The organism is Mycolicibacter minnesotensis (assembly GCF_010731755.1).
Lineage (GTDB): Bacteria > Actinomycetota > Actinomycetes > Mycobacteriales > Mycobacteriaceae > Mycobacterium > Mycobacterium minnesotense.
In genome coordinates this window covers 43,549-57,888 of record NZ_AP022589.1, presented here as the reverse complement: position 1 = coordinate 57,888, position 14,340 = coordinate 43,549, and the positions used below count along the sequence as shown (strand labels likewise).

The following is a 14,340-nucleotide window of genomic DNA, read 5'->3' as shown; positions in this document are numbered from 1 at the left end:
TTTGGGCTAGTCAGGTTGTCGGCGCAGGAGCAGGTAAGCCAGTGCCCCAAGCAACATCAGCGACACAGCCACGGTGCCGGTGACCAGCGCGGTCGACGGGCGGTCGAACGCTATCGGGGCCTCTTCAGGGGCGCCGATGCCGAACGTTGTCGGCAACGGCTGATGCTTCAAGGTGTTCGCCAAACTGCTTAGGTCTCCGGGCAGTGAGTTGCCCATCGCAATCTTGGGATCGCCATCGCGGTTCGTCTCGCGTATCTCTTGCGTGCTGAGCACCTGGGTGTCCAACGTGTACGCGACCTGATCGCCGATGTGCGATGCGGCATAGCTTGCCCAGGTGGCGGTTGCGGCGGGCGACAAGAGGACTTTGACGTAGTCGCCATCGACATCCCAGCTCCGGCGCCCGACCGCGTCGGTGACCTGGGCTCCGGTGAAGATCGCGGGCGCCAGCAGGTAGGCCGTCCGGTGGTCCTCCGAACAAGTCACCAGCGGCAGGTCCGGGTCGTCGTTGCCGGCAAGGATGTCTTCCCTATCGCAACGTTGGGCCTGAATCTGCAGGGCCAGCTGCTGTACCACGTTGTTGTCGCTCTGCCGCAGCCGTTTCTCGGCGGCAACGCGGGCCTCCCAACTCTGGGACTGGTCGTCGGGGAACATCGGCTCGGCGGGCGATCCCGGTGCCGTAGGAGCCGGACCGGCCGAGCTGCCGGGCGTGGCGGACTCGCCGGTGTTTTCGGGTCCGGGGCTGGTCGTGATGATGTCCGGGCCCGGTCCCGGGTCCTGCGCGCCCGTGCCGGATCCAGCCCCCAGCGTTGTCAGCACCGACACCGCGTTGATCACCGGCCTTGCATAAAGCATTGCGCGCTGACCGATTCCAGCCAGTTTGGCAACATCGCCCTTGGGCACCATTGCCATCAGGCCGCTTCCGTCGACAACGACCTGGGCGTCAGCGATTCCCCGGTCGGCGAGGCGATCACTGATCGTCTTTTGCGCCTGCGCGAGTTGCGCGGTGGTCGGCGGTTGTCCGGTGGCGGTCAGCATCACTCGACTCTGGGCAAAGGAGGTGGACGTGTAGATGTAACTGCCCATCATTGCGAATTGGGCGGCGACGCAGGCGCCAGCCACATAACGGGCCGCTCGCACCGATCGAGGTGCGATCCTGACAGCCGGTGTCTCGACGAATGGGGCAGGGGCCACCGGCTTTGGCGGAGCCGCTTTCGCCTTGACCGGCGCATTGAGGGCCGCTGCTGCCTCGCGGGCCAGTGCCGTCGCGGTTTGATGGCGCTCGTCGGGGTCCTTCGCCATGCCGCGAGCAATGACGGCGTCGAACGCCACCGGTACGTCGTGGACGGACGGCTTGGGCGGCGCAACATTGAGGTGGGCGGCGATTTGCCGCTCGAGGCTGTCGCTGGGGTACGGCTGCCGACCGGTGAGGGCTTGGTAGAGCACGCAGCTCAAAGCGTAGATATCGGCTCGGTGATCGGCGTTGCCGCTGAAGCGTTCCGGGGCCATGTAGGCCAGCGTTCCGACGGCAAGTCCGGTGCCGGTCATCGCCGTGTCGTCGGTGCTGCGGGCGATGCCGAAGTCGATCAGATAGGCGAAGTCGCGCACAGTCAGCAGGATGTTGGAGGGTTTGACGTCCCGGTGGACCAAGCCGGCGTCATGAGCGGTATCTAGGGCGGAGGCAATCTGTTCGATGATCGCCACGGCGCGCCGCGGGACGAGGCGGCCGCCGCTGTCGGCGATGACCTTTCCCAGGTCGCGTCCTTCGATCAGGCGCATGTCGACGTAGAGGCGGCCATCGATATCGCCGTAATTGTGGATGGGCACGATGTGGGGGTCGTTGAGAGCGGCAACGGCGCGCGCCTCCCGGCGAAAGCGATGTTGAAAAGCCGGGTTATCGGCCAAATGAGCCGGCAGCAACTTGACCGCGACGATCCGGTCGGTGGCGGTGTCGTGGGCACGATAGATCTCGCCCATCCCGCCGCGGCCCAGCAGGTCCAACAGTTCGTAGCGGCCGAATACCGTTGTCACGAGCCGCTTCTCCTCATAGTCGGGTGTCCGGCCCGAGCCATAAGTGCGCTAACCCGGTCGATCCGCCGACATGTTAGCTGCACAGACATGTGCCCGCGGTAGTAAAGAATATTCCACTAGTGCGGATGCGACCGTAGCTGCGTTCTTGGGATCTTGGGCTCGATACGACCCGACGAGGAACTTTCCTGCGCCCGCCTAGTCGGCCCGCACCGACTTGACGGTCACCTTGGTTGCCGGCGGGCCGTCGTCGCCGCCACCCTGCACGCCGGCCGCAGCAATTTTGTCCAGGGTGGCCAGGCCGTCGTTCTGAATCGTGCCGAACACCGTGTACTGCGGTGGCAGCATCGAATCCTTGTAGACGAGGAAGAACTGACTGCCGTTGGTGCCAGGCCCGGCGTTGGCCATCGCGACCGTGCCGCGTGGGTAGGTGACCGGCTGCTGGGCCGCTGGGTCGCCCAAGCTGTACTGGTCAGTGGGGTATTCGTTGTCGAACTCATAGCCCGGGCCGCCGGTGCCGTCGCCGGCGGGGTCGCCGCACTGCAACACGCTGAGCATCGGCGAGGTGGTCAGCCGATGGCACTGCGTGCCTTTGAAGAAGTCCTTGGCGGCCAGGCTGATGAAGCTGTTCACGGTGCACGGGGCTTGGGCGTTGTTGAGCATCAATCCGATGGGCCCCTGGTCGGTCAGCATCGAGACGCTGACCTGGGCCGGGTCGGTAGGAACTTTGCCGGACCGCGGAAGCTCGACCGCCTTGGTGGCCGGCCGGGCCTTCGGGTACTGGCAGTCGGCGCCCAACTGGGGCGACGCGGTGAACTTCGGCAGTTGCCCCGCCGACGCCGGCGTGGCCGGGGTATCTGCGGCCTCCGAGGTGCTCTCGCTCGACGAGGCGATCGCGTTGACGTTGCCCGGGTCGTTGTCGCGCAGCACCACGAACACCACCCCGGCGATCAGCAACACCGCGGCGACGGCACCGACGATCATCAGCAGCCGCCGCTGCTTGCGGGCGGCCTCGGCACGCTGCTGTACCTGTTGGTCCAGATTGCGCTTGGCGGCGGCACGCCGCTCTGAGTTCGTGGGCACCGGCGGTAAACCTCCTGGCTCGCTGATGTGAGTCGGGCCTCAAGTCTGCCAGAGCCCGTCGGAGCCGCCCGCGTCACTGCCAGCTGGAGATGCAATGGGAAACTGGTCGGCGTGTTGGTCACCGGATTCCCCGCTGGAATGCTGGCGTGCAACTGCTACGTGCTGGCGCAACGGCAGGGCGCCGACGCGATCGTCATTGACCCCGGCCAACGTGCCATGGCCCGGCTGCGGCGTGTGCTGGACGACAACCGGCTGACCCCGTCGGCAGTGCTGCTCACCCACGGCCACATTGACCACATCTGGTCGGCCCAGAAAGTGTCCGACACCTACGGCTGCCCCACCTACATTCACCCCGAGGACCGCTTCATGCTCACCGATCCACTGCGCTCACTGGGCACGGTGCCCGGGCAGGCGTTGTTCGGTGCGTTGAGCAAGGTGATGTTCACTGAACCCAAGCAGCTGATCGAACTGGATCGCGACGCTGCCGTGATCGGCTTGGGCGACACCAAGGTCACCGTCGACCACACGCCCGGCCACACCCGTGGTTCGGTGGTCTTCCGGGTCGAAGGCGACGCTGCCGAGGTTGTGTTCAGCGGTGACACCCTGTTTCAGAACTCCGTCGGCCGCACCGACCTGCCCGGAGGCAGCGGCCGTGACCTGATGAACTCGATCGTCGACAAGCTGCTGCGCCTCGACGATGGATGCGTGGTGCTGCCGGGCCACGGACCCAAGACCACCATCGGCGACGAGCGCCGTTACAACCCATTCCTAGAAGGGCTTAGTGCGTGAGCACCTTTGCCGCACCCAAAGGGGTGCCCGACTACGTTCCTCCGTCCTCGGCCGGTTTCGTCGCAGTCCGCGACGGATTGCTGGCGGTCGCTCGCCGTGCCGGCTACGGCGACATCGAGCTGCCGATCTTCGAAGACACCGCACTGTTCGCGCGCGGGGTGGGGGAGTCCACCGACGTGGTCTCCAAGGAGATGTACACGTTTGCCGATCGCGGGGAGCGATCGGTGACCCTGCGGCCTGAGGGCACCGCGGGCGTCATGCGCGCGGTGATCGAGCACGGCCTGGACCGCGGGCAGCTGCCTGCCAAACTCTGCTATGCGGGCCCCTTTTTCCGCTACGAGCGTCCACAGGCCGGCCGCTATCGGCAGCTGCAGCAGGTGGGTGTCGAGGCAATCGGAGTAGACGATCCCGCACTGGACGCCGAGGTGATCGCCGTCGCCGATGCGGGTTTCCGCTCGCTGGGGTTGGAGGGTTTCCGTCTGGAGATCACCTCCTTAGGCGACGACACCTGCCGCCCCGCTTATCGAGAGTTGCTGCAGCAGTTCCTGTTCGGGCTCGACCTCGACGAGGAGACGCGTCAGCGTGCGCAACTCAACCCGCTTCGGGTGCTCGACGACAAGCGGCCACACGTGCGTGAGATGACCGCTGACGCCCCGGTCATGCTGGACCATCTCTCGACGGGAGCCCGGACGCACTTCGACACGGTGCTGGCACATCTGGACGCGCTCGGTGTGCCCTACGTGGTCAACCCGCGCATGGTGCGCGGGTTGGACTACTACACCAAGACCACCTTTGAGTTCGTGCATGACGGTCTGGGCGCACAGTCCGGAATCGGGGGCGGGGGCCGCTACGACGGGCTCATGCGCCAGCTCGGTGGCCAGGATCTGTCCGGAATCGGCTTCGGTCTCGGCGTGGACCGCACCCTGTTGGCCCTGGCGGCCGAGGGCAAGACCGTGGGGCAGACCACCCGTTGCGACGTGTACGGAGTGGGCCTTTCCGAGGCGGCCAAGCTGCGGCTGGCCGTCCTTGCCGGCCACTTGCGGACTGCCGGGGTCCGGGTAGACCTGGCCTATGGAGACCGCGGCCTCAAGGGGGCCATGCGCGCCGCCGACCGCTCCGGCGCGGTCATCGCCCTGGTCGCCGGTGACCGCGATCTGCAGGCCGGCACCGTGGGCGTCAAGAATCTGGCCACTGGTGAACAGGTGGATGTGCCGACCGAGGACGTCGTCGCCGAGGTACTGCGCCGAATGTTGCCTTGATGCACGTTTATCCACAGAACGGGTGACACAAGTCGACACTCGGTATTCCGATGACGGCCCGAGTCGGCACTGTGACTGCCATGCCGACCCCCACACCGGATTCCGCCTGGCCCTTCCTCGGCACTGAGGCGTTGGCGGCAGGCAGCGTGACCCGGCGGACGTTACGCAGTCGGCATTGGTCGATATACCGCAACGTCTATCTGCCGAACGGCCAAGAGCTGACGCCGGTCACGCGTGCGGTGGCAGGCTGGCTCTGGTCGGGACGGACGGCTACGGTGGCGGGCTTGTCAGCGGCGGCTCTACACCGCTCACGATGGCTCGATGTGCGATTGCCGGCGGAACTGAATCGGAAAGCCGCCTCTGACGCCGAGGGGATTGTCATCCATCGCGAGCGGCTGGAACCCGATGAGACATGCCTGATCCGAGGGATACCGACCACCACACCCGCACGGACCGCTTTCGATCTGGGCCGTAGTAAGGGGCTAACCGGTGCAGTCATGCGCCTCGACGCCCTGGCGAATGCGACGAGGCTGGTCGTAGAGGACGTTTCCGCGCTAGCGGAGCGCCACAGAGGTGCTCGCGGCCTGCTGCAGTTACGGCGCGCGATCACACTGATGGACGGCGGCGCGGAATCTCCGCAGGAAACCCGCACGCGGCTGTTGCTGATACGCGGCGGACTCCCGCGCCCGACGACCCAAATCGTCGTGCGAGACGGCTTCGGCCGTCCCTTCGCTCGTATTGATATGGGCTGGCCCGAATACCAGGTCGGTGTGGAATTTGACGGTGCCCAGCATTGGACCGACCCTCGGCAGCGGACCGCTGATATCGATCGCTACGCCGAGTTGTTCGCACGCGGCTGGGTGATCGTTCGGGTCAGCAGCGACCTTCTTCGGTATCGACCTGGTGTGGTGCTTGGCCGGGTCAGAGCTGCGCTCCGAGCTGCCGGTTATACCGGGACTGATTTGAACGTCGACTTATTGCACACCCAGCGCCTCGGAGCGTGACACAAACCGACACTCGGCGACGCAGACCAGACCTCCGGTAGCGTGGCGGGGTATGACGATCATGCGGAATGTGACAGTCAGGTTCGGGGCGGTGTTGCTGATGGCGACCGCGGGATTCGCAGGCAGTCACGCGACGTCACGGGCGGACCCCGAGCCCAGCCCGGCATCGCCCACCGAGAGCCCTGCGGCATCGGCCACCGAGAACCCGGCACCTACGCCGACGGAGAATGCCACCGAACCGACGGCCGAGGCACCGAAGAAGAGCACCACCGACGGCCATGAAGTCACCTACACGATCACCGCCACCAGCGACCTGACCGGCAACATCTCCTACATCAAGACCGACCCGCCCAGCATGGCGGCCTACAACGCCAATTCCTCGGAATACCTTGAGACCGTGCGCGTGCCGATCGGCGGGGGACAGCCGGTGGTCTACACCACGACGCTTGCCGATCCGAGCCAGTGGGCGCTGGTCACCGCAAGCGGGGGCTTGCGGACCAACCCCGAGTTCCACTGCGAGATCGCTGTCGACGGCGAGGTCCTGGTCTCGCAGCAGGGCGGTAGCGGTGTGTCCTGCGCGACTCGGCCGTGGTGACCGCTCAGATTCCGTCGGCGAACACGTAGACCCAGGCCCGTACGCCCGAGCGCAACGGCACCGAGATCCGCTTATAGGCGTCGACCTCGTACTCATCAGCGGCCGCCAGATCGGCGGGGCTGATCGCGAACACCGTGCCGGGCACGGATGCGTCGTGGGCGTCAGCGGGACGCAGGATCGGATGGCGGTCGCTGCCGCTGACGGCCACCACCTGCGGATCGGTGATCGTCACGTAGTCGAGGTCATACCCGACGATGGCGTCGGGGCGGCCGTCGAGTTCACGCCCGAACGTGTTGCGTTGCACCTCCGGCAGCTGCAGCGTGCCGTAGGAGAACAACATCTCGGTGCTCATCGCGGGCTGTTTTCGGCGACGACCACCACCTGGGCCGGTTCTGGCCCCACCGACCGGATGCGGTGGCTGATCGAGGCGTCGAAGTAGGCGCTGTCGCCGACCGTCAGGCTCCAGGTCGCCTCGCCGTATTCCAGCTCGACCGTCCCAGCATGGACGAAGAGGAACTCCTGTCCGTCATGTAGAGCGTGCGGGGGATGCGAGTCGCTGGTTGTGTCGCCGCTGGGGAGCACCACGAAGGGAGACATGGTCTTGCCGAGCATTCCCGACGCCACCGCCTGATATCGCTGCGGATTCGCGCTGCGGGCCGCGGCGCGGTCGATCGCGATCTTGTCCTCGTCTCCGCGGTCGGAGAACAGTTGCGCGACATCGACGTCCAGAGCCTGGGCGACCTTCATGGCGACCGCTATGGACGGCGTACTGCGACTGCGCTCGATCTTGGACAGGTAGCTCTTGGTCAGCCCGGTCCGCTCGGCGAGGCCCTCGAGGGTGAGTCCTCGCTGCTTGCGGACGGTACGCAGCAGTGCTGTCATGCGCCCATCATGACAGATGACACAAAGTGTCCTATCGGTTATGGTCGTGTCACACACTCCCGCGATCCAAGGAGCTGCCATGGGTGCCACATTCGACGATTCCAAAGCCGATCTGATGCAGCGCGCGGAGCAACGATTGGCCGAGAACTTCACCGAAACCCGATGGACCACTCGCCAGAAACTGGCGCTCACCTGCCGGGCGCTTTTCGACCGTGGCCACGACTCGGGGCTGGCCGGACAGATCACCGCCCGAGCCGAGGCGCCGGGAACGTACTACACCCAGCGCCTGGGTCTAGGTTTCGACGAGATCACCGACGACAACCTGCTGGTGGTCGATGAGGACCTCGCCGTCATTGAGGGCGAGGGCATGGCCAACCCTGCCAATCGTTTCCACAGCTGGATTTACCGGGCCCGCCCGGACGTGCGGTGCATCGTGCACACCCACCCGTTTCACGTAGCAGCACTGTCGATGTTGGAAACGCCGCTGATCGTGTCGCATATGGACACCACGCCGCTCTACGACGACTGCGCTTTCCTGCCGATCTGGCCGGGGGTTCCAGTCGGCAATGAGGAGGGCGAGATCATCTCCGCCGCCCTCGGCCAGAAGAAGGCGATCCTGCTGGCGCACCACGGCCAGATCGTGGTCGGCACCAGCGTGGAGGAGGCCTGTTCACTGGCCGTCCTGATCGAACGGGCCGCCGCGCTGCAGCTGGCCGCCATGGCGGCTGGGACCATCAAGGAACTGCCAAAGCAGCTGGCCCGCCAAGCCCACGACTGGACGCTCTTGCCCCGACGCAGTGCAGCCAACTTCGCCTACTACGCCCGCCGCGCGCTGGCCGGCCACCCCGACGCAATCACCCAATAGATAACAGGAGTTCCTATCGTGACAACACAATTGCACGGTGTCATCGGCTACCCCGTGACGCCGTTCCGGGACGGCGGCGTCGACACAGACATCCTGACCACGGTGATTGACCACCTCATCGAGGCCGGGGTCCACGCCATCGCCCCGCTGGGCAGCACCGGTGAACTCGCCTACCTCGACGAGCACGAGTTCGACACCTGCGTCGACGCCTCGATCGCAGCGGTCGACGGTCGGTTACCCGTGCTGGTGGGCGTCTCGGATCTGACCACCGCAGGCACCGTGCACCGGGCCCGCTACGCCGCGCAGGCCGGCGCCGACGCGGTCATGGTTGCGCCGGTGTCTTACTGGAAGCTGTCCGAACGCGAGGTCTTCACGCACTACGCGGCCATCTCCGATGCCATCGGCATCGACATCGTGGCCTACAACAATCCGGCGACCTCCGGCGTCGATATGAATCCGGAGTTACTGGTGGCCATGTTCGAACGCATCGAGTACGTGACCATGGTCAAGGAGTCCACCGGGGATCTGAGCCGGATGCTGCGCATCGCCGAGCTGTCCGGGGGCCGGCTGCCGTTCTTCAACGGCAGTAATCCACTCGTGCTCGACGCGCTGCGCGCCGGGGCCGCCGGCTGGTGCACCGCGGCGCCCAACCTTCTTCCCGAGCCTTGTCTGGACCTCTACGCCGCGGTGCGGGCGGGGGATCTGCCGACGGCGCAGGGTCTCTATGACGACCTCAAGCCACTGTTGGAGTTCATCGTCGCGGGCGGGCTGCCCACCACGGTCAAGGCGGGCCTGGAGCTGCTCGGAATCCCGGCGGGTGAGCCGCGCCGCCCGCTGTTGCCGCTCGACGAGGAGGGACGGGCTCAGCTGCGTGTGCTGCTCTCGGGCTAGCCGAGATTCGAGGCGGCGAAGGTGTCGCACTGGTTGGGGTCGCCGGTCTGATAGCCGACGGTGAACCAGTGCTGACGCTGCGCTGAGGCGCCGTGGGTCCACGACTCCGGGTTGACCCGGCCGGTAGCGGCCTCTTGGATCCGGTCGTCGCCCACTGACGATGCCGCCGACAGTGCGTCGCGAATGTCGGCGTCGGTGAGCGGCTTCAGAAACGGCACTCCGGTGCTTTCCTGCTTGGTCACCGATGCGTAGTGCGCCCATACCCCGGCATAGCAGTCGGCCTGCAGCTCGGTGCGCACGCCGGCTCCCGTAGCGCCCTGCGCTCCGGTCTGTGCCCGACCGAGAACGCCGAGCAGGTTCTGCACGTGGTGACCGAATTCGTGGGCCACCACGTATTCCTGAGCCAGTGGCCCGCTGCTCGAGCCGAACCGGTCGACGAGCACGTTGAAGAAGTCGGTGTCGAAGTAGGCGGTCTGATCAGCTGGGCAGTAGAACGGTCCCACCGCACTCGTCGCCGCCCCACATGCGGTGGACGTCTGTCCACTAAAAAGCTGCACCCGCGGGCGGGTGTAGCCGTTCAGTAGATCCGACCACACCGCGTCCACCGAGTTGGCGGTGGCCACCACCCGGCATTGGACGTACTTATTGGCGTCCTCGCCGGTACGGCACTTACTGAGGTCGAAGCCGGGAGCGGTGTACTGGCCTTGATCCACCGGCTGCTGACTGAGCACTTCGCCGGGATCGGCCCCCAGCAGCAGCGCCACCACCAGGATCACCAGTCCGGCCACGCCGCCGCCGATGGCGATACCACGGCCGCCGCCGCCCGACGAAGTCGTGCTGGTGTCGATCTGCATACCTTCGTTGAAGGTCATCAGGCGCTCCGTGGGGTAGTCGGTGGGTTAGAGGGTGGCGCTGTCCGGTTTGGGCACCTTAGCTTCGCATACCGGAGCCCGCCGTCAGGCCCGGTTTCGCCTGGTTCGGCGCCACGAATCCCACGTCTTGGCTAAGTGAATTCAGCGTTGTCTGGCCGGATCCCAAAGCTTTACTGAATGTTTGTGACGCTGCTGTGCCGCGAGGTCGCAGCGGTGTTACGTTCTGCTTCCGGCCGCTATGGGACTCGTCTCGTCTCGGCCGCAACAGCTATCTGCATCAAACTTTGCACGAGAGGTCGTCTGTCCGTGAAGTTCTCAACTCGTCTGCGCGGGGCCGATCGGTGCGCCGGCCGCGAGTTGCTGTTCGCCTCAGCAGCCACATCTTTATCAGACCGTTATTACATCTGTCAGTTAGAGTGATCTACGTCAAGTATTGACGCAGACTTCGCATACCCAACACTTCACCGAGACGCTTGTATGCCCCAGGAGGAACAATGTCGTTCGTAACAGCTCAGCCAGAAGTTCTGACGGCGGCTGCCGGAAGCCTTTCCGGAATCGGCGACTCGCTGGTCGCGGGGGTTTCGGCCGCAGCCGCTCCCACCACGGGTGTGGTAGCGCCTGCAGTCGACCTGGTGTCGGCGCTGACCGCAGCCCAGTTCTCGGCCCACGGAAACCTTTTCCAGCAGGTCAGTGCCCAGGCGGCGGCGGTGCACCAGCAGATCGTGGCCACCTTGGGTAGCAACGCGAGCGCCTACGCCTACACCGAGGCCTTCAACGCCACGGCAGCCGGCTGAATCGGGGCGTATCGATGAGTTTCAGCATGTTTCCGCCGGAGATCAACTCCGGCCTGATCTATACCGGGCCCGGGTCGGGCGCACTGCTGGAAGCCGCGGCAGCTTGGACTCAGCTCTCGGGCGAGCTGATGACGTCGGCGACAGCAACGCACTCGGTGATCGCCAACTTGGACTCGACCTGGACCGGGGCCGGATCGGCCGCGGCTACGGTTGCGACCGCGCCCTATGTAGCGTGGCTGGAGCAGGCTTCTATCACCGCTGCCACCAACGCTGCGCTGGCCACCCAGGCGGCCACCCTGTTTGAGGCGGCGCGCGCGGCTTCGGTGCCGCCCGCGGTGATCGCGGCCAACCGCGCGATGCTGCTGGCGCTGATCTCGACCAACTTCTTCGGCCAGAATTCCACGGCGATCGCGGCGACTGAGGCCCAGTACGAAGCGATGTGGGCAACCGACGGCGCAGCGATGGACGGCTACAGCGCCTCGGCCGAAGCCAACAACAACGCCCTGCAGGAGCCGTCGGCGGTGCCGCAGTCCGCGATGTCGACCACACCGGGTTCCGCCGAAGGTGGTCCGGTTCCCGGCGGGACCGGTACCACACCCCCGGCTGCGACGGGTTACGACTTCACCACCCTGGGTGGCCTGCTGGACGTCGCCGGCGTGCGGGATCTAGCCCTCACTATGGGGCTGGACCCGAGGATTGCCGCGACCAGCGTCTCCTCGGTCATGTCCCCGGTGACCCAGGGTGCGTCCCTGGGATCGATGGGTATGCGCTATCTGATGATGCTGACCCAGTTCACCAAGGCGGGCGCTTCGGCGGGCACGCTGGCCGGCCAGGGTACGGCCGGTGGGGCTGGCACCCTGATGACCCAGATCGGCGACTTCGTCAACGACAAGCTGCAGGGTGCGGTCGGCGTGCTGGCGGGCCACTTCAGCTCGGCCACCAGCGCGATCTCCGCCAAGCTCGGCCAGGCCGCCTCGATGGGTGGGCTGAAGGTGCCGCAAGCATGGTCGATGGCGGCTGATGGCATGGTGCGTGCCGCACCGGTCCTGCCTGCCACCACGGTCAGTGCCCCGATCCAGACCATGTCGGCTGGGGGCGGGATGCCGGGTGGTCCGTTCGGCAACGCCCTGATGGGCGCGATGGCTGGACGCGGACTCGGCGCAGTCGCCGCCAAGGCCCCCAAAGTTATGCCCCGTTCGCCGGCCGGCGGGTAACGGAAGGGGCCGTAAGCACAACTCGTGTCCGTCGGGCCGGCGCCCGGCACCACAACGTATTCCGAGCAAGAGGGAGAGAATCATGGCTACTCGTTTTATGACTGACCCGGACGCGATGCGTTCGATGGCGGGTCGTTTTGATGTGCATGCGCAGACCGTGGAGGACGAGGCTCGTCGGATGTGGGCGTCGTCGACGAACATTTCCGGTGCGGGTTGGGGTGGTCTGGCGGAGCGTACGTCGATGGACACCATGGGTCAGATGCAGACGGCGTTTCGCAACATTGTGAACATGCTGCATGGTGTGCGCGATGGGTTGATTCGGGACGCGAACCACTATGAGCAGCAGGAAGCTGCGTCGCAGCAGATCCTGTCGGGCAGCTAGGTAGAGGGAGAACCACGAACATGTCGATTAACTACCAGTTCGGTGATGTGGATGCTCACGGTGCGTTGATTCGTGCTCAGGCGGCGTCGTTGGAGGCGGAGCACCAGGCGATCGTGCATGACGTGTTGGCTGCCGGTGATTTCTGGGGTGGTTCTGGTTCGGTGGCGTGCCAGGAGTTTGTGGCGCAGTTGGGCCGGAACTTCGCGGTGATCTACCAGCAGGCGAACTCGCATGGTCAGAAGGTGCAGTCGGCCGGCAACAACATGGCCAACACCGACGCCTCGATTGGTTCCAGCTGGGCCTGATCCAAAGCTAATCTCCATCAAGAAACCGGCGCAGCCTAGGGCTGTGCCGGTTTCTTGCATGTAGGGCCCGTAACCGCAACGGGCCTGCCGGGCAGCCGATCGATACTCGGGGTAAAGAAAAGCCGGCCGCGGCGGGGGCGGTGTCGCCCCGGCCGCGGCCGGCCGTCGTGCTCAGTGCTGTCTTTACCCGGCGGTCCCTGCCGACGCGCACGCCCCCAGCACCGTGGTGGACAAGAAGGTTGCGGCATTGGCCAACGAGTTGTCCGACGGGTCGTAGGTGGGCAATGCCAGCACGAACGCCCGCCGGTACTGCGCAGAGAGTTCTGCGAAGTCCTGCAGTGTGGGGTTGCTGCTGCGCCGGCCCAGTTGCTGCATCTTGTTGGCCAGGCTGATCATGATCGGCCCGACGGCCAGGTTGACCGCTTTCTGCTGCGGGTTCCAGAAGGTTCCCGGGACACTGGGGTCCATCTGATGCCATTCGGTGGCATCGACACCGAACTTGTCCAAGGTGGCCTTCCACTCAGCGCAGACCGAGTTCGTTCCGGTCAGATAGCGCTGCGGGTTGGCGGGATTGCCCGGTGCGGCGACTTTGGTGGGCGAAGCCTGCGGTTCGACCATCGGCCCGCGGGCTGCGGCCGCGCCGTTGTTGGTGGCTGCGCAGATCGCGGCCAGGGCTGACGCGGCGCTGTGCGCGGTGCCGGCCAGCGCGGCATCCCGCTCGGTGTAGGTCGGAATGTGCTCGACGAACGTCCGGGCATAGGCGATGAACTGCTCGTAGAGCTCGCGCATCACCCGGTGCGGGGTCAGCTTCACCAGGCCGACGGTCTGCGCCGCGGCGTTGCGTACCACTTGACCGGCGGCCAGGTAGGCATGCTTCTGCTCGTCGTCCCAGGCCGATGCCGGAATCGACTGATCGCGCTCATTCCAATGGCCGTGCCCCAGCATCGACAGGGTGCTGGACAGGTTGCCGCTGATCGACGCCCACGCGGTGCAGCTGGGGTCATTGATGATGACCGCGACCGGCCCGTTGTCGTCGGCGCTGGCAATGCCTGAGGCTGCGTTGCGGCTCGACGCCGCGGCATCCAGCGAACTTTTACCGGTGTCCCCGCCCATCAGCACGACCCCGACCAACACCAGGGCCACCACCGCCAGCACGACTACTGCGGCGAGCCCCCATTTGAGGCTCTTGTTCTGCTTCGGTGCAGCGACTTCGTCGTCGTCGTATTCCTCGTCTTCATCCTCGTCGTCGTAGTCAAAGTCGAGGTCATCGCTGCCATTGGTCACAGTCAGCAAGCTTAAAGCACTGACCGGCGCGGGGCAGCGCTGCGAGAAGGCTCTAGACTGGGCGACCGTCGAACCGTTACCTAAAGTTTCCATCAC

At 65.7% G+C, this 14,340-nt stretch carries 16 protein-coding genes; 10 read left to right on the top strand and 6 right to left on the bottom strand.

Annotation, left to right across the window (positions count from 1 at the left end; translation table 11 throughout):
* Positions 1 to 6 precede the first annotated feature (6 nt).
* Positions 7 to 1,974, bottom strand: a complete 1,968-nt coding sequence (locus tag G6N09_RS00290) for a protein kinase domain-containing protein (RefSeq protein WP_083024975.1) — start codon at positions 1,972 to 1,974, stop codon at positions 7 to 9.
* 249 nt (positions 1,975 to 2,223) lie between these two features.
* Positions 2,224 to 3,108, bottom strand: a complete 885-nt coding sequence (locus G6N09_RS00285) for a peptidylprolyl isomerase (protein WP_083024898.1) — start codon at positions 3,106 to 3,108, stop codon at positions 2,224 to 2,226.
* A 111-nt stretch (positions 3,109 to 3,219) separates the two neighbouring features.
* Between G6N09_RS00285 and G6N09_RS00280 the strand changes: the two genes are divergently transcribed.
* From G6N09_RS00280 to G6N09_RS00265, 4 genes are all read left to right on the top strand, one after another.
* A complete protein-coding gene (locus tag G6N09_RS00280; RefSeq protein ID WP_083024896.1) occupies positions 3,220 to 3,897 on the top strand; it encodes an MBL fold metallo-hydrolase in 678 nt (225 codons plus the stop codon).
* A complete protein-coding gene (hisS, locus tag G6N09_RS00275; protein ID WP_083024894.1) occupies positions 3,894 to 5,156 on the top strand; it encodes a histidine--tRNA ligase in 1,263 nt (420 codons plus the stop codon). Before G6N09_RS00280 ends, hisS begins: the two co-directional genes overlap by 4 nt.
* Before the next feature lie 80 nt (positions 5,157 to 5,236).
* Complete coding sequence (locus G6N09_RS00270) at positions 5,237 to 6,160, top strand: endonuclease domain-containing protein (RefSeq protein ID WP_109558890.1); 924 nt, start codon at positions 5,237 to 5,239, stop codon at positions 6,158 to 6,160.
* Positions 6,161 to 6,212: 52 nt separating this feature from the next.
* Complete coding sequence (locus tag G6N09_RS00265; protein WP_083024890.1) at positions 6,213 to 6,755, top strand: Rv2576c family protein; 543 nt, start codon at positions 6,213 to 6,215, stop codon at positions 6,753 to 6,755.
* Positions 6,756 to 6,759: 4 nt separating this feature from the next.
* Here G6N09_RS00265 and G6N09_RS00260 read toward each other — a convergent pair whose 3' ends face one another.
* Both G6N09_RS00260 and G6N09_RS00255 read right to left on the bottom strand, forming a co-directional pair.
* On the bottom strand, positions 6,760 to 7,107 hold the full coding sequence (locus G6N09_RS00260; protein WP_083024888.1) for a gamma-glutamylcyclotransferase family protein: 348 nt from the start codon (positions 7,105 to 7,107) through the stop codon (positions 6,760 to 6,762).
* Positions 7,104 to 7,637, bottom strand: coding sequence for a helix-turn-helix domain-containing protein (locus tag G6N09_RS00255; protein WP_083024886.1), 534 nt, complete (start codon positions 7,635 to 7,637; stop codon positions 7,104 to 7,106). Before G6N09_RS00255 ends, G6N09_RS00260 begins: the two co-directional genes overlap by 4 nt.
* A 79-nt stretch (positions 7,638 to 7,716) precedes the next feature.
* Here G6N09_RS00255 and G6N09_RS00250 point away from each other — a divergent pair, with 79 nt between their 5' ends.
* Complete coding sequence (locus G6N09_RS00250; protein WP_083024972.1) at positions 7,717 to 8,502, top strand: aldolase; 786 nt, start codon at positions 7,717 to 7,719, stop codon at positions 8,500 to 8,502.
* Between the two features lie 18 nt (positions 8,503 to 8,520).
* Entirely contained in the window at positions 8,521 to 9,393 is an 873-nt protein-coding gene (locus G6N09_RS00245; RefSeq protein ID WP_407662632.1) for a dihydrodipicolinate synthase family protein, read from the top strand.
* Here the strand turns inward: G6N09_RS00245 and ypfJ are convergent.
* Complete coding sequence (gene ypfJ, locus G6N09_RS00240) at positions 9,390 to 10,265, bottom strand: KPN_02809 family neutral zinc metallopeptidase (protein WP_083024883.1); 876 nt, start codon at positions 10,263 to 10,265, stop codon at positions 9,390 to 9,392. The genes G6N09_RS00245 and ypfJ overlap by 4 nt on opposite strands.
* A gap of 494 nt (positions 10,266 to 10,759) precedes the next feature.
* On the opposite strand from ypfJ, the gene G6N09_RS00235 reads away from it, so the two are divergent.
* From G6N09_RS00235 to G6N09_RS00220, 4 genes are all read left to right on the top strand, one after another.
* Positions 10,760 to 11,059, top strand: coding sequence for a PE family protein (locus G6N09_RS00235; protein WP_083024880.1), 300 nt, complete (start codon positions 10,760 to 10,762; stop codon positions 11,057 to 11,059).
* 14 nt (positions 11,060 to 11,073) lie between these two features.
* Positions 11,074 to 12,273 carry a PPE family protein gene (locus G6N09_RS00230; RefSeq protein WP_083024878.1) on the top strand — a complete coding sequence of 400 codons (1,200 nt, stop codon included), beginning with the start codon at positions 11,074 to 11,076 and terminating at the stop codon, positions 12,271 to 12,273.
* 82 nt (positions 12,274 to 12,355) lie between these two features.
* The gene (locus G6N09_RS00225; RefSeq protein WP_083022909.1) at positions 12,356 to 12,655 is read left to right on the top strand and encodes a WXG100 family type VII secretion target; all 300 of its coding nucleotides are present in this window, start codon (positions 12,356 to 12,358) and stop codon (positions 12,653 to 12,655) included.
* 20 nt (positions 12,656 to 12,675) lie between these two features.
* On the top strand, positions 12,676 to 12,960 hold the full coding sequence (locus tag G6N09_RS00220; RefSeq protein ID WP_083024875.1) for a WXG100 family type VII secretion target: 285 nt from the start codon (positions 12,676 to 12,678) through the stop codon (positions 12,958 to 12,960).
* Between the two features lie 183 nt (positions 12,961 to 13,143).
* Here G6N09_RS00220 and G6N09_RS00215 read toward each other — a convergent pair whose 3' ends face one another.
* Positions 13,144 to 14,244, bottom strand: coding sequence for an ESX-1 system-associated protein (locus G6N09_RS00215; protein ID WP_083024872.1), 1,101 nt, complete (start codon positions 14,242 to 14,244; stop codon positions 13,144 to 13,146).
* Positions 14,245 to 14,340: the final 96 nt, after the last annotated feature.

Bases quoted from the DNA above. Each gene is read 5' to 3' on its own strand.
- G6N09_RS00230 (WP_083024878.1), top strand. From the start codon at position 11,074: ATGAGTTTCAGCATGTTTCCGCCGGAGATCAACTCCGGCCTGATCTAT.
- G6N09_RS00220 (WP_083024875.1), top strand. From the start codon at position 12,676: ATGTCGATTAACTACCAGTTCGGTGATGTGGATGCTCACGGTGCGTTG.
- ypfJ (WP_083024883.1), bottom strand. From the start codon at position 10,265: ATGACCTTCAACGAAGGTATGCAGATCGACACCAGCACGACTTCGTCG.
- G6N09_RS00290 (WP_083024975.1), bottom strand. From the start codon at position 1,974: ATGGGCGAGATCTATCGTGCCCACGACACCGCCACCGACCGGATCGTC.
- G6N09_RS00235 (WP_083024880.1), top strand. From the start codon at position 10,760: ATGTCGTTCGTAACAGCTCAGCCAGAAGTTCTGACGGCGGCTGCCGGA.
- G6N09_RS00225 (WP_083022909.1), top strand. From the start codon at position 12,356: ATGGCTACTCGTTTTATGACTGACCCGGACGCGATGCGTTCGATGGCG.
- G6N09_RS00260 (WP_083024888.1), bottom strand. From the start codon at position 7,107: ATGAGCACCGAGATGTTGTTCTCCTACGGCACGCTGCAGCTGCCGGAG.
- G6N09_RS00270 (WP_109558890.1), top strand. From the start codon at position 5,237: ATGCCGACCCCCACACCGGATTCCGCCTGGCCCTTCCTCGGCACTGAG.
- G6N09_RS00250 (WP_083024972.1), top strand. From the start codon at position 7,717: ATGGGTGCCACATTCGACGATTCCAAAGCCGATCTGATGCAGCGCGCG.
- G6N09_RS00255 (WP_083024886.1), bottom strand. From the start codon at position 7,637: ATGACAGCACTGCTGCGTACCGTCCGCAAGCAGCGAGGACTCACCCTC.
- G6N09_RS00265 (WP_083024890.1), top strand. From the start codon at position 6,213: ATGACGATCATGCGGAATGTGACAGTCAGGTTCGGGGCGGTGTTGCTG.